The following is a 20,019-nucleotide window of genomic DNA, read 5'->3' as shown; positions in this document are numbered from 1 at the left end:
TGCCGGGTGGCTCAGGGTGCCGGTGATGGTTGTGGTGTGGCCTTCCTGCACGGTATTACCGGTGAGGGTCAGCGTTACTGCATCGCCGCCATTCGGCGTACCCGGGGTGCCAGGGTTGCCTGGCGTGCCCGGTTCGTCGGTGATCTGCAGGGTCACTGGGTCGCCTTTGACCAGGTTTTCAAAGACCTGTTTGCCGGTGCCTTGCTCGGTGATTCCGTTGATGGCGATGCTTGGAGCACTGCTGCCGACATAGACGTTGTCCGCCAGGACGCCTGACTGCGAGCCACTGACCTGGCCCGCAGGGATGTTGATTACCTCGCCGTTGCTCAGTGTGATGGACAGGCCACCGTGCTGACTCAGATCGGCACCGGCCGGGCCGGTCAGGGTGATGGTGTAGGTCACCGCCTGGCCTTCCACTGCCGGGTTCGGCGAAATGCTCAGCTCGGCCTTCACGGTGTCGACGGTATCGTTCACGGTGATCGTCGTGGTGGCGCTGGTGTTCAGGTTTTCAAAGTTGTGGCTACCGGCATCGGCCACGCTGACGGTCTGGGTTTCACCGTCCTTGAACACATCATCGCTCTGGGCCACGAACGGATTGGTGGTCGCAGTAAGCGCACCCTCGGCAAAGCTCAGGGTCTGGCCGTTGCTCAGGGTGACGGTGAAGGCTTGGCCTGCCGGGTGGCTCAGGGTGCCGGTGATGGTCGTGGTGTTGCCTTCCTGCACGGCATTGCCGGTGAGGGTCAGCGTCACTTCATCGCCGCCATTCGGCGTGCCCGGGGTACCAGGGTTGCCTGGGGTACCCGGCTCGTCGGTGATCTGCAGGGTGACCGGGTCGCCTTTGACCAGGTTTTCAAAGACCTGTTTGCCAGTGCCTTGCTCGGTGATTCCGTTGATGGCGATGCTTGGAGCACTGCTGCCGACATAGACGTCGTTCGCCAGGTTAGCGGTTTGCGACGCGCTGACCTGGCCCGCAGGGATGTTGATCACCTCGCCGTTGCTCAGCGCGATGGACAGACCTCCGTGCTGACTCAGGTCGGCACCGGCAGGACCGGTCAGGGTGATGGTGTAAGTCACTGCCTGGCCTTCCACGGCCGGGTTCGGCGAAATGCTCAGCTCGGCCTTCACGGTGTTGATGGTATCGGTGACCGTGAGGGTCGTGGTGGCACCGGTGTTCAGATTTTCGAAGTTGTGGCTACCGGCATCGCTCACGCTGACAGTCAGGGTTTCGCCGTCACGGTACACATCATCGCTCTGCGCCACGAACGGTGCGGTGGTCGCGGTGGTGGCGTCCTTGGCGAAGCTCAGGGTCTGGCCGTTGCTCAGGGTGACGGTGAACGCTTGGCCTGCCGGGTGGCTCAGGGTGCCGGTGATGGTCGTGGTATTGCCTTCCTGCACGGCATTGCCGGAGAGGGTCAGCGTCACTTCATCGCCACCATTCGGCGTGCCTGGAGTGCCAGGGTTGCCTGGAGTACCCGGTTCGTCGGTGATCTGCAGGGTCACCGGATCACCTTTGACCAGGTTCTCAAAGACCTGTTTGCCGGTGCCTTGCTCGGTGATCCCAGAGATAGCGATGCTCGGAGCACTGCTGCCCACATAGACGTCGTTCGCCAGGTTAGCGGTTTGCGACGCACTGACCTGGCCAGCAGGGATGTTGATCACCTCACCGTTGCTCAGGGCGATGGACAGACCGCCGTGTTGAGTCAAATCGGCACCGGCCGGCCCGGTCAGGGTAATGGTGTAAGTCACCGCCTGGCCTTCCACGGCCGGGTTCGGCGAGATGCTCAGCTCGGCCCTCACGGTATCGACGGTGTCGGTCACAGTGAGGGTAGAAGTTGCACCGGTATTGAGGCTGCCAAAGCCATGATCGCCCGCATTGGTGACGGTGATGTTCTGGATTTCACCGTCCTGGAACACATCATCGCTCTGGGCAGCGAACTCACCGGTCGTTGCGACCGTTTCACCGGCTTTGAACGACAAAGTCTGGCCATTGCTCAGGGTCACCGTGAAATCCCTGCCCGCCGGCTGGCTCAGGGTACCGGTGATGCTGGTCAGCCCCCCTTCCTGCACATTGGTGCTGCTCAGGGTCAGCGTGGCCGCAAGCGGCTGAGGCTCGGGTGGTAATTCAGGTACTAGCACCGCTGCCTGCTGTGCCGGTGTTGCATTGCCCACGAACTCTCGCGCTTGCTCAACAGCAACGCCAAGTGGCCCGGTGGGGAAACCAATGGTGGGGGCGACCGACCCGCCCACTGCTTCAAGCATCACAAACGAATGGCCGCCTCCGATGCCACCAGGGTTCGCACCTGCCCCGGTTGGGCCTGCCGCGGTCGCTTCGAGTGCGGTTGTCGGGTCAGCACCGGCGGCGATGGCTTGTTGCAGCTCGTCAACGGATGGTGCGGCCTGCGCAGTGGCTGCGCTCAGGTCGGCCACGCTATCTGGGGCATCGGCACTCCACTGTGTGTCGCGCCCCAGGTCGAGGATGCGCCCATCGGCCAGTTCCAGGCTCACCGCGCCACCAGGGCCGGTCTGGATCTGTTCACCCGCGAACACTCGATCCCCTTCCACAAGCACACGCTGGGTGCCCTCTGGGGAAATAGCGATTACCTGGCCAACAATACTTTTGACTATGGCGATGCTCAAGGCGGCTCTCCCGGGTAACGTGTGCGATTGGCTTCCATGTTCGGCCATGCTTCGAGTGTTGTCGGCTGGCTACAAGGATGGTTTATTTTTATTAGTGTTTATTTTTTGACGCCAACTATCAGGCTTAGTGATTCAACCTTTATATAACACCGCTATTGATATCAGTTACCCAATAATAAACAACAAAACAAATAATGGCCTAATGACATTTCGATATTAAAGAAGATATTTTTTGCTTCTACCTGCAAGCTACAGCCACCCTACTCGCAATCTGGAGCATTGGTATCAGCGGCTATAGAGAAAGATAAATGCGAGCGTCACTCGTTTCCTCTATTCCGTTTGTCCTCGCTCCGTCCGGGGCGGCCCGAAGCCTGCCCAAAGTGTCAGGTTTTGAAACAGCTTCATGCCTGTTCAGGAGCCGACAGACCTGCAACTTTTTACATCGGGTGCTTGTTCCCCAGCATCTTGCGAGAGCGCTGCATCCAGAGAAGATATTTAACATTCGCGGCCCGACAAGATATTGGCTTGCTCCGAGCACAAAATATTGTCGCGCGTAGAATGGCTCGCCGTCGTTTACGAAACCCCTAACAATCCAGCGGGAACTGGCGCGCGTAGTTATCGTAAATGGGTCAACGACTGGTCACCCGAATAGATTATCAACCGTCTACAGATCGATTTTCCGGACGATAAGTCTATGCGGCTCTGTGAGGGAGCAATTTGTCAGGCTCTCTACATTCAGGCACGAGAGGCCCTCAAACGTGAACAAGCGGCAAGTTCATAGGCCTGAACCGTTCTGCAACTGGAACGCTGATCGAGCGCTCAACCCGATTCACAGTGCTCGTCCATTTGTCTCGCGAGGGAGGCCAAGGGCTTGCTCCCGGGTGAAGGGGCAAGGCCCAAAAAACAAAAAAGCCCTGAATAATCAGGGCTTTAATGAGGAATGATGGCGGAAGCGTAGAGATTCGAACTCTAGGATAGTTGCCCATCGACGGTTTTCAAGACCGTTGCCTTAAACCACTCGGCCACGCTTCCAGCTCGTTTTGCGGCCGCCATAATACCGTAATGAAACAAGCTGTCAAACTCTCTGTGTCGCGGGTTGCGGGAGCTCTGATAGACTCCTAGCATCTGAACGTCTGAAAACCACAGGTTTACCAAGGAGTGTCGCCATGCGCGAACAGGATTACGCCGTACACCACGGCCAGCAGGTCGAGCAGCAGGAGATCAGCAAGGTCCTGCGCAACACGTACAGCCTGCTGGCGCTCACCCTCGCCTTCAGCGGTGTCATGGCCTTCGTGGCCCAGCAGATGCGCGTCGGCTACCCGAACGTGTTCGTGGTACTGATCGGCTTCTACGGGCTGTTCTTCCTTACCAACAAACTGCGTGATTCGGCCTGGGGCCTGGTGTCCACCTTCGCCCTCACCGGCTTCATGGGCTTTATCCTCGGCCCTATCCTCAACCGCTACCTGGGCATGGCCGGTGGCGCCGAGGTGGTCAGCTCGGCATTTGCCATGACTGCCCTGGTGTTCGGCGGCCTGTCGGCTTATGTGCTGATTACCCGCAAGGACATGAGCTTCCTCAGCGGCTTCATCACTGCGGGCTTCTTTGTCCTGCTGGGTGCTGTCGTGGCCAGCTTCTTCTTCCAGATCAGCGGCCTGCAACTGGCGATCAGCGCTGGCTTCGTGCTGTTCTCGTCGGTCTGCATCCTGTTCCAGACCAGCGCGATCATTCACGGTGGCGAGCGTAACTACATCATGGCGACCATCAGCCTGTATGTGTCCATCTACAACCTGTTTGTCAGCCTGCTGCAGCTGTTTGGCATCATGGGTCGTGATGACTGATTGATTGCTGCAAGAGAAAGCCCGCTTCGGCGGGCTTTTTTTGTGGGAGCGGGTTCACCCGCGAACACCGGCGCAGCCGGTGCCAGGCACCGCGTTGGTTTCTTCGCGGGTGAACCCGCTCCCACAGGGTCCGCGCAGGTTTCAGGCTTGAACAAACAGCACCAATAATTGACCATAAAGTCAGATAATCAGGCAAATGGTCGTCGATCATGCCGCCATCGTGCTTTTCTCTACCCCAATTCGCCATCACCCCGTAGAATGCGCTCCTTTTTTCTTCCGGGGCAGCTTTTCGCAATGAGCTCACACGAACACAGCCCAGGCGCGGCGGCGCCTGCCAATGAACTGGTGCTTGGTCTTGAGGACAAGCCACGGCTGTTGATCGGCCTGCTGGCAGCACTGCAGCACCTGCTGGCGATCATCGTGCCGATCGTCACCCCTGGCCTGCTGATTTGCCAGGCGCTGGGGGTTTCCGCACGTGATACCAACCTGATCGTCTCCATGTCGCTGGTCATCTCGGGTATCGCCACCTTCGTCCAGTGCAAACGCTTCGGACCGTTCGGTGCCGGGCTGCTGATCGTCCAGGGCACCAGCTTCAACTTCGTCGGCCCGCTGATTGCCGGCGGGGCGCTGATGGTCAAGCAAGGTACGCCGGTGGAAGGCGTGATGGCGGCCATCTTTGGCGTGGTAATCGCCGGCTCGTTCGTCGAGATGGGCGTGTCGCGCATCCTGCCCTTCGTCAAACGCCTGATTACCCCGCTGGTCACCGGCATCGTGGTGCTGATGATCGGCCTGACCCTGATCAAGGTCGGCCTGATCAGCATGGGTGGTGGCTTCGGCGCCATGGCCAATGGCACCTTCGCCAATGGCGAGAACCTGCTGCTGTCGGGCGTGGTGCTGGCGATCATCGTCATCCTCAACCGCATCCCGGTGGTGTGGATGCGCAGCTGCGCCATCGTTATCGCCCTGGCGGTCGGCTATGCGCTGGCCGGTTACCTGGGCCGCCTGGATTTTACCGGCATGCACGAAGCCGCGCTGTTCCAGGTGCCGACGCCGCTGCACTTCGGCCTGGGTTTCTCCTGGGCACTGTTCATCCCGATGCTGGTGATCTACCTGGTAACTTCGCTGGAAGCCATCGGTGACGTCACCGCCACCAGCAAGGTGTCGCGCCAGCCGGTCGAAGGGCCGGTGTGGATGCAGCGGATCAAGGGCGGTGTGCTGGTCAACGGGGCCAACTCGCTGCTGGCCGGTTTGTTCAACACCTTCCCGAGCTCGATCTTTGCCCAGAACAATGGCGTGATTCAGCTGACCGGGATCGCCAGCCGCCATATCGGTATGTGGATTGCCGTGATGCTGGTGCTGCTGGGGCTGTTCCCGAGCGTTGCCGGGGTGATCCAGGCGGTGCCGGAACCGGTGCTGGGTGGTGCGGCCATGGTCATGTTCGGGGCGGTTGCGGCTTCGGGGATCAATATCCTGGCCAGCACTCGCCTGGACCGTCGCGCCCTGCTGATCATCGCTGTATCCCTGGCCCTGGGCCTGGGTGTGGCGCAGGTGCCGGAGTTCCTGGCGCACATGCCGGCGGCGATTCGCAATGTGCTGGAGTCGGGCGTGGCCACCGGGGGTATCTGTGCCCTGGTGTTGAACTGGTTCTTGCCGGAGAGCAAGGAACAGGCTTGAGCCTGGTGTTCGACTGTCAGGGCCATGGGGCTGCTGCGCAGCCCATCGCAGGCAAGCCAGCTCCCACCTCGACCGCACTGATCTGAAGCCATGCGCAGTCCCTGTAGGAGCCTGGCTTGCCAGCGATGAGGCCAGTACAGACAACACAAGGCAGTTGCCCCTACCGGGATAGCGCCGGCCTTCAGATTGGTGCAAGACAAAAAGCCCGCCCCGCCATGCACAAGCGGGCGCGGGCTTTTTTGCTTTATCATGGCACCATTCCTTTTGCATGAGTTATCCATGAAATTCGCTATCGCGGTGTTCTCCCCGGCCCATGCGCCCTCCTCGCGGCGCGCCCTGCGCTACGCCGAGGCGGTACTGGCCGGCGGGCATGAGATTGCCCGGCTGTTCTTCTACCAGGACGGGGTACACAGTGCCTCGGCCAACGTGGTCGCCCCCCAGGACGAGCTGGATGTTGCCAGCCAATGGCGCGAGTTCATTGCAGCCCACCAGCTGGACGCAGTGGTGTGCATCGCCGCCGCCCTGCGCCGTGGCGTGCTCGACGAGGCCGAGGCCAACCGCTACCAGCGCCCGGCCGTGAACCTGCCCAAGCCTTGGGAGCTGTCGGGGCTTGGCCAGCTGCATGAGGCGGCGCAAGTTGCCGATCGCCTTGTCTGCTTCGGAGGCGACTGAAATGGCCAAATCCTTGTTGATCATCAGCCGCCAGGCGCCCTGGAACGGCCCATCGGCCCGTGAAGCACTGGACATCGCCCTGGCTGGCGGCGCGTTCGATCTGCCGCTGGGCATGCTGTTCCTCGATGACGGCGTGTTCCAGCTCGCTGCGGACCAGCAGCCCACCGCCGTGCAACAGAAGAACCTGGCCGCCAACTTGCAGGCACTGCCAATGTTCGGCGTCGAGGAACTGTTCGCCTGCAGCCACAGCCTCACTCGCCGCGGCCTGGCAGCCGACACTCTGACACTGCCGGTGCAAGTGCTGGACGACGCGGCCCTGGCCGCGCTGATCGCCCGTTTCGACCAGGTGGTAACGCTCTGATGACGACCCTGCATGTAATTGCCCACTCCCCGTTTGGCGACGAGCGCCTGGCCAGCTGCCTGCGCCTGCTCGGCACCGACGACGCCCTGCTGCTGTGCGGCGATGCTGTATATGCTCTGCGCAGCGGCAGCGAACCGCACCGCCAGCTGCAAGCCGCCGGCCTGGCCCAGCGCCTGTTCGCCCTGGAAGAAGACGTGCAGGCCCGCGCGGTCGGCAACGAGCTGGCCAAGGCCGTGGACTACGCCGGGTTCGTCGAACTGTCGCTGCATTACGACAAGGTCAACAGCTGGCTATGAATACCCTCAACGTTGGCGATCAGGCGATCGCCCTGGACAAGGACGGCTTCCTGGTCGACCTGCAAGACTGGTCGCATGCCGCCGCCGAGGCTTTGGCCGCGCGCGAGGGCATCCCGTTGACGGCGGACCACTGGGAAATCCTCGAACTGCTGCGCCAGTTCTATCAGGAATACCAGCTGTCCCCGGCCACGCGCCCGCTGATCAAGTACACGGCCCTCAAACTGGGCCCGGACAAGGGCAACAGCCCGCACCTCAACCGCCTGTTCAACGGCACTCCCGCCAAACTGGCCGCCAAGCTGGCGGGCCTGCCCAAGCCGACCAACTGCATATGACAGAACCTCGCCCGCTTACCCTGGAAACCCCCGCCGAACACCCGTTCGCCGAGTTCGTGCGCATTCTTGGCAAAGGCAAGCGCGGCGCGCGTGGCCTGACCCGTGAAGAGGCCCGCACGGCCATGACCCTGCTGCTGGAAGGCAAGGTCGAAGATGCCCAGCTCGGTGCCTTTCTCATGCTGCTGCGGCACAAGGAAGAAAGCGCCGAAGAACTGGCCGGCTTCACCGAGGCCCTGCGCGCCCACTTGCAGGCGCCGCGCATCGCCGTTGACCTGGACTGGCCCACCTACGCTGGCAAGAAGCGCCACCTGCCCTGGTACCTGCTGGCTGCCAAATGCCTGGCCAGCAATGGTGTGCGCATCCTGATGCACGGTGGCGGTGCGCATACCGCCGGGCGCATGTACACCGAGCAACTGCTGTCCTTGCTGGAAATTCCACTGTGCCGTGACTGGGCTGCGGTCAGCCGGGCCCTGGACCAGCAGCGCCTGGCCTTCTTCCCGCTGCAGGACTGGGCGCCGCAGTTGCAGCGCATGATCGACCTGCGCAACACCCTGGGCCTGCGTTCGCCCATCCATTCGCTGGCCCGGGTGCTCAACCCGCTGGCTGCGCGTTGTGGCCTGCAGAGCATCTTCCACCCCGGTTACCAGGCGGTGCACCGCGAGGCCAGCCGCCTGCTGGGCGACCATGCCGTGGTAATCAAGGGTGATGGCGGCGAGATCGAGGTCAACCCCGATGTCATCAGCCATCTGTACGGCACCACCGCCGGCGAAGCCTGGGACGAGGAGTGGCCAGCGCTGAGCGAACGCCGCCACGTGAAGCCGCCAAGCCTGCAGCCCGAGCAATTGCTGGCGGTCTGGCGCGGCGAGGCCGAGGACAGCTACGGTGAATTGGCCGTGGTCGCGACCATCGCCCTGGCCTTGCGCGGCCTGGGCCAGGACCGCGAGCAGGCTTTCGCCATGGCACGCGGTTACTGGGGCGCACGTAACCAATCGAATAACTAGATAGTAAGAGTGCAGTCTTTGCGCTAGTTATTCGAACGTTTTCCCCTAGACTGGGCTCCAACGACAAACAACTTTGTTCCGAGGAGCTCACCATGGGCCTTTTGATCGATGGCCGCTGGCATGACCAGTGGTATGAAAACGGCAAGGACGGCACGTTCAAACGCGAAAACGCCCAACGCCGCAATCAGCTGCCCGCTCCCGAAGCTGGCCGTTACCACCTGTACGTCTCGCTGGCCTGCCCATGGGCACACCGCACCCTGATCTTCCGTGCCCTCAAGGGCCTGGAGCCGTTGATCGATGTGTCGGTGGTCAGCTGGCTGATGCAGGACCATGGCTGGACTTTCGACCAGCAGCAAGGCTCCAGCGGTGACCACCTCGATGCGCTGCAGTATCTGCACCAGCGCTACACACAGGATGACCCGCACTACACTGGCCGCGTGACTGTACCGGTGCTGTGGGACAAGAAAGAGAAACGCATCGTCAACAACGAGTCGTCGGAGATCATCCGCATCTTCAACAGCGCGTTCAACGAACTGACCGGCAATACACTGGACCTGTACCCAGAGCCGCTGCGCCCGACCATCGAGGCGCTGAACGAGCGCATCTACCCGGCGGTAAACAACGGCGTGTATCGCGCAGGCTTTGCCACTACGCAGGAAGCCTATGAGGCCGCGTTTGACGAATTGTTCAACGAACTGGACTACCTGGAAGACTTGCTCAGCCGCAACCGCTACCTGGCCGGGGAATACCTGACCGAGGCCGATGTGCGCCTGTTCACCACCCTGGTGCGCTTCGATGCGGTGTACCACGGGCACTTCAAGTGCAACCTGAGCCGTCTGAGCGATTATCACAACCTGTCGAACTGGCTGCGTGAGCTGTACCAGTGGCCGGGGGTGGCGGGCACAGTGGACATGGAGCATATCCAGAAGCACTACTACATGAGCCACAAGACCATCAACCCGAACGGGATCGTGCCCAAGGGGCCGCTGCAAGACTTCAACCTGCCGCATGATCGGGAGCGGTTGGCAGGCAAGGGGATTTGGCAGGCTTGAGATTGCAGGGGCTGCTCTGCAGCCCATCGCGACACAAGGCCGCTCCTACAGGGGATCGCTATCTCCTGTAGGAGCGGCCTTGTGTCGCGATGGGCCGCAAAGCGGCCCCAACGATTTCAACTGTTCTGCGAACCTTCGAACCAGGCCAGCTTGTCACGCAACTGCACCACTTCCCCGACAATCACCAGGGTCGGCGCATGCACTTCATGCTGGGCCACCAGCTCCGGCAAGTCCGCCAAGGTGCCGGTGAACACCCGCTGATTACGCGTAGTCCCCTGCTGCACCAGCGCCGCCGGGGTACTGGCCGCGCGGCCATGGCGAATCAGCTCGGCGCAGATGGTCGGCAAGCCCACCAAGCCCATGTAGAACACCAGGGTCTGCGCCGGTGCCACCAGGTCATGCCAAGGCAGGTTGCTGGTGCCATCCTTCAGGTGCCCGGTCACGAAACGTACCGACTGGGCATAGTCGCGGTGAGTCAGCGGAATTCCACCATAGGCGGAACACCCACTGGCCGCGGTAATGCCCGGCACCACCTGGAACGGGATACCATGCTCGGCCAGTTCTTCGATCTCTTCGCCGCCCCGGCCGAAGATGAACGGGTCGCCGCCCTTCAGGCGCAGCACACGCTTGCCCTGCCGGGCCAGGTCGACCAGCAGGCGGTTGATCTGGTCCTGAGGCACGGCATGGTCGGCGCGACGCTTGCCCACGTAGATACGCTCGGCATCGCGGCGGCACATCTCGATGATCGCCGGTGCCACCAGGCGGTCGTACAGCACCACGTCGGCCTGCTGCATCAGGCGCAAGGCACGGAAGGTCAGCAAGTCCGGATCGCCCGGGCCAGCCCCCACCAGGTACACCTCACCGCCCTGCTGCACCGGCGCACCATCGACCATCGCCTGCAACAGGCGCTCGGCCTCGGCGCCCTGCCCGGCCAGCTGGCGCTCGGCAATCGGCCCCTGGAACACGGTTTCCCAGAAGCCACGGCGCTGGTTGACGTCCGGGTACAAGGCCTTGACCTTGTCGCGGAAGCGCGCAGCCAGGCCGGCCAGCTCGCCATAGGCGGACGGGATCCAGGCCTCCAGCTTGGCGCGAATCAAACGCGCCAGCACCGGGGCATCACCGCCACTGGACACCGCGACCACCAACGGCGAACGGTCGACGATCGCCGGGAAGATCACCGTGCACAGGGCCGGCGCATCCACCACGTTGACCGGCAGGCTGAGGGCCTGCGCATCCGCCGACACCTGGGCATTGAGCCCGGGGTCGTCGGTGGCCGCGATCACCAGCCGGCAACCGACCAGGTCGGCTGCCTGATAGCCGCGCACCAGCACCTCGCCGCCACCTTCCCGGGCCAGCGCGGCCAGCTGGCCGTCGACATCCGGTGCCACCACGCGCAGCGCGGCGCCGGCATCGGCCAGCAGACGCGCCTTGCGCAAGGCGATCTCACCGCCGCCAACGACCAGCACGCGGCCGCCCTGCAGCTTGTGGAACAGCGGCAGGTAATCCATTTAGCGGATAACCTCAACACCGCCCATGTAAGGCTTCAGCACTTCCGGCACACGGATCGAACCGTCGGCCTGCTGGTAGTTTTCCAGCACGGCAACCAGGGTACGGCCTACGGCCAGGCCGGAGCCGTTGAGGGTGTGCACCAGCTCTGGCTTGCCGGTTTCCGGGTTGCGCCAGCGGGCCTGCATGCGGCGCGCCTGGAAGTCACCGCAGTTGGAGCACGAGCTGATTTCACGGTACTTGTCCTGGCTTGGTACCCACACTTCCAGGTCGTAGGTCTTCACCGCACCAAAGCCCATGTCGCCGGTGCACAGGGCCAGCACGCGGTACGGCAGCTCCAGCAGCTGCAGCACGCGCTCGGCGTTGGCAGTCAGGCCTTCCAGGGCTTCCATCGACTTGGACGGCTCGACCACCTGCACCATCTCGACCTTGTCGAACTGGTGCTGGCGGATCATGCCGCGGGTGTCACGGCCGGAAGCACCGGCTTCGCTGCGGAAGCACGGGGTGTGGGCAACCAGTTTCAGTGGCAGCTGCTTGGCGTCGAGGATTTCACCGGCCACCAGGTTGGTCAGCGACACTTCGGCGGTCGGGATCAGGTAGAAGTCGGCCTCGCCTTCGCGGCTGATCTTGAACAGGTCTTCCTCGAACTTCGGCAGCTGGCCGGTGCCCTGCAGGGCCGGGGCCTGGACCAGGTACGGGGTGTAGTGCTCCTCGTAGCCGTGCTCGCCGGTGTGCAGGTTGATCATGAACTGCGCCAGGGCGCGGTGCAGGCGGGCGATCGGGCCGCGCAGCACGGCAAAGCGTGCGCCAGACAGCTTGGCGGCGGCTTCGAAGTCCAGGCCACCGCTGACTTCGCCAAGGGCGACGTGGTCCTTGATTTCGAAGTCGAAAGCCTTCGGCGTGCCCCAACGGCGCACTTCGACGTTGTCGTCTTCGCTGGCACCGACCGGTACGCTGGCGTCCGGCAGGTTGGGGATGGTCAGCAGGATGCCATCCAGTTCAGCCTGGATGCCGTCCAGCTCGGTCTTGCCGGCAGCCAGTTCGTTGGCCATGCGCTCGACGTCGGCCATCAGCGGTGCAATGTCTTCGCCCTTGGCCTTGGCCTGGCCGATGGACTTGGAACGGGCGTTACGCTCGGCCTGCAGCTGCTCGGTGCGGGTCTGCACAGCCTTGCGGCGCTCTTCCAGTGATTCGATGCGCGCGACATCCAGGCTGAAGCCACGGGAGGCCAGGCGATCCGCCACTTCCTGAAGTTGGCCGCGTAACAGTTTGGAATCGAGCATATCGTTCTCTCGTTATGTGTAGGTGTTGGTTCAGAATCGGGTCAGGGACAGGCCGGCCCAGGTCGCGAGCAGCCCGCCCACCACGCTGATACCGGTATAGCCCAGAGCCAGCGGCACTTGCCCGCTTTCCAGCAGGCGTACGGTATCCAGCGAAAAGGAGGAAAAAGTCGTCAGGCCACCGAGGAAGCCGACGATCAGCCCGGCGCGCAGCTCGACCGGCACGATCGGCTTGTGCAGGAACAGGCCATAGAGCAGGCCGATCAGCAGGCAGCCAATCAGGTTGACCGCCAGCGTACCGAGATAGAAGTGCCGTGGCCAGTGGGCAGCCACCCAGTTGGTGGTAGCGAAGCGCAACAAGGTACCGGCAATACCGCCAGCGCTGACGGCGGCTATCAGTGCAATCACGGTTTTCTCCGCTGTCGGGGGCTGTTGCGGTCAAGGTCGGCCAGGTGGCGCAGCTTCTCGCCAATCTTCAGTTCCAGGCCACGGGGCACCGGCTGGTAGTACTGCCGCGGCTCGAGCTCCTCGGGGAAGTAGTCTTCGCCGGCGGCATAGGCGTCGGGTTCATCGTGGGCATAGCGGTACTCGTCGCCATAGCCCAGTTGCTTCATCAGCTTGGTCGGGGCGTTGCGCAGGTGCAGCGGCACTTCCAGCGAACCATGCTCGGCAGCCTCGCGCAGGGCGGTCTTGAAGCCCATGTACACCGCGTTGCTCTTCGGCGCACAGGCAAGGTAGGTGATGGCCTGGGCCACCGCCAGTTCGCCCTCAGGGCTGCCCAGGCGCTCTTGCACATCCCAGGCCGCCAGGCACAGGCTGAGCGCGCGCGGGTCGGCGTTGCCGATGTCCTCGCTGGCCATGCGCACCACGCGGCGGGCGATGTACAGCGGGTCGCAGCCGCCATCGAGCATGCGCGCGAACCAGTACAGGGCGCCATCGGGGTTGGAGCCGCGCACCGACTTGTGCAGTGCGGAAATCTGGTCGTAGAACGCCTCGCCACCCTTGTCGAAGCGGCGGCGGCTGTCGCCGAGCAGGCTCTGCAGCATCTCGACGTCGATCTCGCTGCCGTCTTCAGCCAGGTCCGAGGCGTTTTCCAGGAAGTTGAGCATGCGCCGGCCATCGCCATCGGCGGCGGCCATCAGCATCTTGAAGGCGTCGTCACCAACCCGCAGGTTGCGCTTGCCCAGGCCGCGTTCTTCAGTCAGCGCGCGGTTGACCAGCTTGCGCAGTGCCGCCTCGTCCAGGCTCTTCAGCACATACACCCGCGCCCGCGACAGCAATGCGTTGTTCAGCTCGAACGACGGGTTTTCGGTGGTGGCGCCAATGAACAGCAGGGTGCCGTCTTCCACATAGGGCAGGAAGGCATCCTGCTGCGACTTGTTGAAGCGGTGCACTTCGTCGACGAACAGGATGGTACGGCGGCCGTACTGGCCAGCCTGCTGCTTGGCCACTTCGACCGCCTGGCGAATCTCCTTCACCCCGGCCAGTACCGCCGAAACCGTTTCGAAGTGCGCGTCGCAGAACTGCGCCAGCAGCCGCGCAAGAGTGGTCTTGCCCACCCCTGGCGGCCCCCAGAAGATCATCGAGTGCAGCGCACCCTGCTCCAGCGCCTCGCGCAGCGGTTTGCCGCGCGCCAGCAGGTGCTCCTGGCCGACGTACTCGTCCAGGTTGGACGGGCGCAGGCGAGCGGCCAGGGGCTGGGCGACGGGTTCGCTTCGAAACAGGTCCATGGCGAGCTCTGGTTACTCCTTGATGACGTCCGCGCCTTTGGGGATGTCGAACTTGAACTTGCTGTCCGGCACCGCCTGGTTGGCTTTCACGCCATTGAACAGGATGTTGGTGCGCTGGCCGACGCTGTCGATCAGCTGCATGTCGTTGATCAGGCCCTTGCGGAACGACACGCGCAGCGAGTCGAACAGGGTGTCCTTGGTCTTCGGCTTGAGGGTGAAGTCCATCACTTCGCCCTGCTCCTTCGAGCTGATGTCGAAGCTCTGGCTGATCTTCGACACGTCACCGGACAGCAGCAGCGCTGGGGTCTGGTTCAGGCGCTGGTCGAGCTTCTTGATGGTCGCCTGCTCCAGGTCCGGGTCCCACAGGGTGACGTTCTTGCCGTCGGATACCACCACCTGCTCCTGCGGCGCATCGGTGTGCCAGTAGAACAGGCCCGGGCGCTTGACGGTCATCTTGCCGGAGGTTTCCTGCAGGCTGGTGCCACCGGCGTCCAGGGTCAGCTGGGAAAAGTTGGCCTCGATGGTCTGCGACTTTTCCAGCAATTGGGTCAGGCGTTGTACGTCTTGCTCACCGGCAAAAGCCGATACGGTGGCCGACACAGAAGCCGCGGCCAGGGCAGAAACCAACAGCATGCGAATCGCGCGCATGGGAGTCCTCATCGAGCATTGAAAAGGCCGGGCGCCACCGTTGGCGCCCGGCAAGGTGTTCGTCAGTCGCGCGGGCCGCCCGGGGCTATCACTTCCCGCGAGCCGTTGCTGTTCATGGGGGTGACCACGCCGGCCATTTCCATGGCTTCGATCATGCGGGCGGCGCGGTTGTAGCCGATCTTCAGTTTGCGCTGCACGGCCGAGATGGACGCGCGGCGGCTTTCCAGCACGAACTGCACAGCCTCATCATACAGGGCGTCGCTTTCCGAATCTTCGCCATCGCCACCACCGCCGCCTTCGAAGCCGCTGCCGGCCTCCTCGACGCCGTTGAGGATGTCGTCGTTGTAGTCCGGGGCGCCGCGCAGCTTCCACGCTTCCACCACGCGGTGCACCTCGTCGTCGGAGACGAACGCGCCGTGCACACGAATCGGCAGGCTGGTGCCCGGCGGCATGTACAGCATGTCACCGTGGCCCAGCAGCTGTTCGGCACCACCTTGGTCGATGATGGTCCGCGAGTCGATCTTGCTCGACACCTGGAACGCCATGCGGGTCGGGATGTTGGCCTTGATCAGACCGGTAATCACGTCCACCGACGGGCGCTGGGTAGCGAGGATCAGGTGGATACCGGCCGCACGTGCCTTCTGGGCGATACGGGCAATCAGCTCTTCGACCTTCTTGCCGACGATCATCATCATGTCGGCGAATTCGTCGACAACCACCACGATGGTTGGCAGGGTTTTCAGCGCAGGCGGCTCGTCGTCCATGCTCTCGCGGCGGTACAGCGGGTCATGGATGATCTCGCCGGCTTCCTGGGCGTCCTTGATCTTGCGGTTGAAGCCGGCCAGGTTACGCACGCCCATGGCCGCCATCAGCTTGTAGCGCCGCTCCATCTCGGCCACGCTCCAGCGCAGGGCGTTGGCGGCGTCCTTCATGTCGGTGACCACCGGGCACAGCAGGTGCGGGATGCCCTCGTAGATCGACAGTTCGAGCATTTTCGGGTCGATCATGATCAGCCGCGCGTCTTCCGGGCTGGACTTGAACAGGATCGACAGGATCATCGCGTTCACACCCACCGACTTACCGGAACCGGTAGTACCGGCCACCAGCAGGTGCGGCATCTTGGCCAGGTCGGTGATCACCGGCTTGCCGCCGATGTCGTGGCCCAGGGCCAGGGTGACCGGCGATTTCTGCTCGTCGTACTGCGGCGTGGCCAGCACTTCGGAGAAACGCACCATCTGCCGGTTCTCGTTGGGGATCTCGATACCCACGGTGGTCTTGCCGGGGATAACCTCGACCACACGCACACTGGTCACTGCCAGCGAACGCGCCAGGTCCTTGGCCAGGTTGGCGATACGGCTGACCTTCACGCCGGCGGCCGGCTGGATTTCGTAACGGGTAATCACCGGGCCCGGGTGGATCGAGTCCACGGCCACTTCCACGCCGAATTCCTTGAGTTTGATTTCCAGCAGCTGGCCGACACCGGCCAGGGATTCAGGCGAGTATTCGATCTTCTTCTGTTCGGCCGGGTCGAGGATGGAGATCGACGGCAAGGTGCCTTCCACCGCGCTGTCGACGAACAGCGGCGCCTGCTTCTCCTTCATCACCCGCTTGCTCGGCTCCGGCGCCCTGGCGGGTGTCGGCGGCACGATCATCGGGGCCGCGGCAGGTTGTTCGCGGGAGATTACCGGCTCACGTGGTGCCGGCGACTCGCGTGGCACCACAGGCTCGCGCGACAGGGTTGGCTCACGTGGCTCGACCGGCTGGGCAGGTGCTTCTTCACGCTTGAAGATGCGCTCGCGCAGCGCCGGCTTGGCCGGTTCGCGCTTGTCGGCGGCCATTGGCGCGGCCTTGACCACCGGTTCATCCTCGCGCAGCTGCGCCTCCAGGCGCTTGCGCTCGTTGCGCGCTTCCCACCAACGGTTGGCGGCGCCCTGCACCAGCTCGAACAGGTCGAGGGTGATCTTGCCGGTCAGGTCCATCACCTTGAACCACGACAGGTCGGTGAACACGGTCAGGCCGAACAGGAACAGGGCAATGAACATCAGCGTGCTGCCCTGCACGTTCAGGAGGTTGCGCGCCAGGTCGCCCAGGCTCTCGCCCAGTGCACCACCGGCGGAGAACGGCATGCTCGCAGGCGGGTGGAAATGGATATGCGCCAGCGCCGCACCAGACAGCACCAGGAACACCAGGCCGATCAGCCGCCAGGAGAACAGCCAGCCGCTCCAGTCCCAGGGCTGGTGGCGTTCGCGGAAAATCTGCCAGGTCTTTATCGCCAGCAGCAGCGGGAAGATGTAGGCGAAGTACCCCAGCACCATGAACAGGATGTCGGCGAAGTAGGCACCGGCACGCCCGGCGGCGTTCTGCACCTGGTCGACGTTGCTGGTGTGGCTGAAGCCCGGGTCCGACGTATCGTAGGTCAGCAGCGCCATCCACAGGTACAGGCACAGGGCGCCGACAGCGATCAACGCACCTTCCTTGAGGCGATAATGCAGCTGCTGCCGCCACAGGGGGACGGGCAAGGGAGCTGGAGTTGCGGTGGATTTCTTCAAAACGCGTCTATTCCTGCGCGTGCTGCGCGTCCAATAGTGATCGGCCGACGGTGCGGCCAATGAACCACTACTTTTAACATTACTGCCCGCCAGCCGCCATGGCGGCACGCCAGATGGGGGTATGGCCGGGGGCGACTTTCATATAGCTGCAATTTGAGCATGCATTTTCTTTTGTGACAAAGGCTTATGCTGTGTTTTTGCACAGGTGTGACAGCAAATGTAGCGGATGGTGCCTGCTGTTCCATGAATGTGTAGGAAATTGCCTATTTTCATCGCCTGTGCCGGCCTCTTCGCGGGCTTGCCCGCTCCCACAGGTACCCCCGCAGGCTTCAGGGCCTGCACATGGCCTGTGGGAACGGGCGCGCCCGCGAAGAAGCCAAAGAGATTGACCCTGCTTTTCACCCGCGCCATGCTGCCCTCTCCCCTCCCCCACCGCACGATAGACCATGCTCACCTGGCTGACCCGCGACTCGCTGACCTTCCCGCCCCTGGAAAAGGCCCTGCACGACCCCAACGGCCTGCTCGCTGCCGGCGGCGACCTGAGCCCCGAGCGCCTGGTGCAGGCCTATCGCCATGGCTGCTTCCCGTGGTACCAGGACGGCCAGCCGATCCTCTGGTGGTCGCCCGACCCGCGCACGGTGCTGCTCCCGGACCAGCTGCACGTGTCGCGCTCGCTGGCCAAACTGATGCGCCAGGGTCGTTACCAGGTCAGCTTCGACACCGACTTCCCGGCGGTGATCGCCGCCTGCGCCGCGCCACGTGACTACGCCGACGGCACCTGGATCACCGACACCATGCGCGCCGCCTACTGCGAGCTGCACCGGCGCGGCATCGCCCATTCGGTGGAGGTGCGCCAGGATGGCGAGCTGGTCGGCGGCCTGTACGGCCTGGCCATGGGCCAGCTGTTCTTCGGCGAATCGATGTTCAGCCGCGCCGACAATGCCTCCAAGGTCGGCTTCGTGACCCTGGTCAACCACCTGCGCCAGGCCGGCTTCGTCCTCATCGACTGCCAGATGCCGACCAACCACCTGCACAGCCTGGGCGCCCACGCCATCAGCCGCGCCGAGTTCGCCGGCTACCTGGCACGCCACCTCGACCAGCCCAACAGCGCTACATGGCTTCCCTAGGCGAGTTCCCATAGCTGGCTTACACTTAAAGCAAAGTCTCACCGAGGGGGTTGATCATGACAGAGTTGGCGCGGTTGAAGTTCTATGCCACTCAGCCCCACTCCTGCAGCTACCTGCCCGACGAACAGGCAACCACGCTGTTCCTCGACCCCAGCCAGCCGATGGACGTGCACGTGTACGCCGATTTGTCGGAAATGGGCTTCCGCCGTAGTGGCGACCACCTGTACCGCCCGCATTGCCAGAACTGCAATGCCTGCGTGCCGGCACGCATCCCGGCGGCGCGTTTCATCCCCAACCGCCAGCAACGGCGCATCCTCAAGCGCAATGCCGACCTGACCGTGACCGCCGCGCGCCCGGCATTCAAGGAAGAGTACTTCGAGCTGTACCGGCGCTATATCGAAACGCGCCACGCCGACGGTGACATGTACCCGCCCAGCCGCGACCAGTTCTCCACCTTCCTGGTGCGCGACCTGCCGTTCTGCTGGTTCTACGAGTTCCGCCTGGAAGGCCGCTTGATGGCGGTAGCGGTGTGCGACCTGCTGCCCAACGGCCTGTCAGCGGTGTACACCTTCTACGAGCCGGACGAAGAACGCCGCAGCCTGGGCCGCTTCGCCATCCTCTGGCAGATCACCGAAGCCCTGCGCCAGGACCTGGAGGCGGTTTACCTGGGTTACTGGATCAAGAACTGCAAGAAAATGAACTACAAGACGCAGTATCGGCCTATCGAACTGTTGATAAATCAGCGCTGGGTCACCCTCAACTGAAAGGCATTGGCTTGACACACAGTTTTCGGGCATAATCCACGCCACTTTTTTGCCCGGTGCGGTTATGCGTCGGGCCAACACTGGATCCGAGGGCTCTACTGCATGTCGAAAGAAGACAGCTTCGAAATGGAAGGTACTGTCGTCGACACCCTGCCCAACACCATGTTCCGCGTGGAGTTGGAAAACGGGCACGTCGTAACCGCGCACATCTCCGGAAAGATGCGCAAGAACTACATCCGTATTCTCACTGGCGACAAGGTCCGCGTCGAACTGACGCCCTACGACCTGAGCAAGGGCCGCATCACCTACCGTGCGCGCTAAGCTCAAGCCATGAAAAAGCCCGGCCATGTGCCGGGCTTTTTTGTGCCTTCAGGATTGCAGGGGCTGCTTTGCAGCCCTTCGCGGGCACGCCCGCTCCCACAGGTAATAACTATCCCCCTGTGGGAGCGGGTGTGAACTGGCCTAATGATTTTGGACACCTTCTTCGGGCGCTATGATGGCGCCCAATTGGAGGCAAAATCAGTGCGAAAATCTTATTCGAAAGAACACAAA

At 62.9% G+C, this 20,019-nt stretch carries 20 protein-coding genes, 1 tRNA gene and 1 pseudogene; 12 read left to right on the top strand and 10 right to left on the bottom strand.

Annotated elements, in window-relative coordinates; translation table 11 throughout:
* On the bottom strand, positions 1-2,685 hold a 2,685-nt coding region (locus tag CAG34_RS26625; protein ID WP_143516016.1), incomplete at its 3' end, for a retention module-containing protein.
* Between the two features lie 562 nt (positions 2,686-3,247).
* On the opposite strand from CAG34_RS26625, the pseudogene CAG34_RS29290 reads away from it, so the two are divergent.
* A pseudogene (locus tag CAG34_RS29290) lies at positions 3,248-3,516 on the top strand (IS30 family transposase); the annotation flags it as partial.
* A gap of 65 nt (positions 3,517-3,581) precedes the next feature.
* Here the strand turns inward: CAG34_RS29290 and CAG34_RS26615 are convergent.
* A tRNA-Ser gene (locus CAG34_RS26615) sits at positions 3,582-3,669 on the bottom strand.
* 134 nt (positions 3,670-3,803) lie between these two features.
* On the opposite strand from CAG34_RS26615, the gene CAG34_RS26610 reads away from it, so the two are divergent.
* Entirely contained in the window at positions 3,804-4,475 is a 672-nt protein-coding gene (locus CAG34_RS26610; protein WP_003251184.1) for a Bax inhibitor-1/YccA family protein, read from the top strand.
* On the opposite strand, the gene CAG34_RS28790 is transcribed toward CAG34_RS26610, so the two are convergent.
* Complete coding sequence (locus CAG34_RS28790) at positions 4,456-4,686, bottom strand: hypothetical protein (protein WP_178080902.1); 231 nt, start codon at positions 4,684-4,686, stop codon at positions 4,456-4,458. The genes CAG34_RS26610 and CAG34_RS28790 overlap by 20 nt on opposite strands.
* 83 nt (positions 4,687-4,769) lie before the next feature.
* Between CAG34_RS28790 and CAG34_RS26600 the strand changes: the two genes are divergently transcribed.
* The 7 genes from CAG34_RS26600 (at position 4,770) to CAG34_RS26570 (ending at position 9,863) form a co-directional block, all read left to right on the top strand.
* The gene (locus tag CAG34_RS26600; protein ID WP_013973275.1) at positions 4,770-6,149 is read left to right on the top strand and encodes a nucleobase:cation symporter-2 family protein; all 1,380 of its coding nucleotides are present in this window, start codon (positions 4,770-4,772) and stop codon (positions 6,147-6,149) included.
* A 279-nt stretch (positions 6,150-6,428) separates the two neighbouring features.
* Entirely contained in the window at positions 6,429-6,821 is a 393-nt protein-coding gene (tusD, locus tag CAG34_RS26595; RefSeq protein ID WP_061551162.1) for a sulfurtransferase complex subunit TusD, read from the top strand.
* 1 nt (position 6,822) lies between these two features.
* On the top strand, positions 6,823-7,182 hold the full coding sequence (gene tusC / locus CAG34_RS26590) for a sulfurtransferase complex subunit TusC (RefSeq protein WP_085593358.1): 360 nt from the start codon (positions 6,823-6,825) through the stop codon (positions 7,180-7,182).
* Entirely contained in the window at positions 7,182-7,478 is a 297-nt protein-coding gene (gene tusB / locus CAG34_RS26585) for a sulfurtransferase complex subunit TusB (RefSeq protein ID WP_046614859.1), read from the top strand. The genes tusC and tusB overlap by 1 nt, the downstream gene beginning before the upstream one ends.
* The gene (locus tag CAG34_RS26580; protein WP_025339766.1) at positions 7,475-7,810 is read left to right on the top strand and encodes a TusE/DsrC/DsvC family sulfur relay protein; all 336 of its coding nucleotides are present in this window, start codon (positions 7,475-7,477) and stop codon (positions 7,808-7,810) included. Before tusB ends, CAG34_RS26580 begins: the two co-directional genes overlap by 4 nt.
* A complete protein-coding gene (locus CAG34_RS26575; RefSeq protein ID WP_085593356.1) occupies positions 7,807-8,811 on the top strand; it encodes a glycosyl transferase family protein in 1,005 nt (334 codons plus the stop codon). The genes CAG34_RS26580 and CAG34_RS26575 overlap by 4 nt, the downstream gene beginning before the upstream one ends.
* A gap of 92 nt (positions 8,812-8,903) precedes the next feature.
* Positions 8,904-9,863 (top strand): glutathione S-transferase family protein, encoded by a 960-nt coding sequence (locus tag CAG34_RS26570; protein WP_085593354.1) that lies wholly within the window; start codon positions 8,904-8,906, stop codon positions 9,861-9,863.
* A gap of 116 nt (positions 9,864-9,979) precedes the next feature.
* On the opposite strand, the gene cysG is transcribed toward CAG34_RS26570, so the two are convergent.
* The 7 genes from cysG to CAG34_RS29055 form a co-directional block, all read right to left on the bottom strand.
* Complete coding sequence (gene cysG, locus CAG34_RS26565) at positions 9,980-11,371, bottom strand: siroheme synthase CysG (RefSeq protein ID WP_085593352.1); 1,392 nt, start codon at positions 11,369-11,371, stop codon at positions 9,980-9,982.
* On the bottom strand, positions 11,372-12,652 hold the full coding sequence (gene serS, locus CAG34_RS26560; RefSeq protein ID WP_025339770.1) for a serine--tRNA ligase: 1,281 nt from the start codon (positions 12,650-12,652) through the stop codon (positions 11,372-11,374).
* Positions 12,653-12,682: 30 nt separating this feature from the next.
* A complete protein-coding gene (gene crcB, locus CAG34_RS26555; protein ID WP_075045642.1) occupies positions 12,683-13,057 on the bottom strand; it encodes a fluoride efflux transporter CrcB in 375 nt (124 codons plus the stop codon).
* Entirely contained in the window at positions 13,054-14,379 is a 1,326-nt protein-coding gene (locus CAG34_RS26550; protein ID WP_013973284.1) for a replication-associated recombination protein A, read from the bottom strand. The genes crcB and CAG34_RS26550 overlap by 4 nt, the downstream gene beginning before the upstream one ends.
* Before the next feature lie 12 nt (positions 14,380-14,391).
* On the bottom strand, positions 14,392-15,027 hold the full coding sequence (lolA, locus tag CAG34_RS26545) for an outer membrane lipoprotein chaperone LolA (protein ID WP_003258873.1): 636 nt from the start codon (positions 15,025-15,027) through the stop codon (positions 14,392-14,394).
* 62 nt (positions 15,028-15,089) lie between these two features.
* Complete coding sequence (locus CAG34_RS26540; protein ID WP_371858060.1) at positions 15,090-17,636, bottom strand: DNA translocase FtsK 4TM domain-containing protein; 2,547 nt, start codon at positions 17,634-17,636, stop codon at positions 15,090-15,092.
* A 78-nt stretch (positions 17,637-17,714) separates the two neighbouring features.
* A complete protein-coding gene (locus CAG34_RS29055; RefSeq protein ID WP_170929301.1) occupies positions 17,715-17,987 on the bottom strand; it encodes a hypothetical protein in 273 nt (90 codons plus the stop codon).
* A 35-nt stretch (positions 17,988-18,022) separates the two neighbouring features.
* Between CAG34_RS29055 and aat the strand changes: the two genes are divergently transcribed.
* The 3 genes from aat (at position 18,023) to infA (ending at position 19,788) form a co-directional block, all read left to right on the top strand.
* Positions 18,023-18,703, top strand: a complete 681-nt coding sequence (gene aat, locus CAG34_RS26535; protein ID WP_075045644.1) for a leucyl/phenylalanyl-tRNA--protein transferase — start codon at positions 18,023-18,025, stop codon at positions 18,701-18,703.
* Positions 18,704-18,759: 56 nt separating this feature from the next.
* A complete protein-coding gene (locus tag CAG34_RS26530; protein WP_013973288.1) occupies positions 18,760-19,467 on the top strand; it encodes an arginyltransferase in 708 nt (235 codons plus the stop codon).
* 102 nt (positions 19,468-19,569) lie between these two features.
* The gene (infA, locus tag CAG34_RS26525; protein ID WP_002553999.1) at positions 19,570-19,788 is read left to right on the top strand and encodes a translation initiation factor IF-1; all 219 of its coding nucleotides are present in this window, start codon (positions 19,570-19,572) and stop codon (positions 19,786-19,788) included.
* Positions 19,789-20,019: the final 231 nt, after the last annotated feature.

The organism is Pseudomonas sp. B14(2017) (genome assembly GCF_002113255.1).
GTDB lineage: Bacteria > Pseudomonadota > Gammaproteobacteria > Pseudomonadales > Pseudomonadaceae > Aquipseudomonas > Aquipseudomonas putida_Z.
Note: the sequence above shows the minus strand (reverse complement) of the source record. Positions and strands in the feature narration are given on the sequence as shown.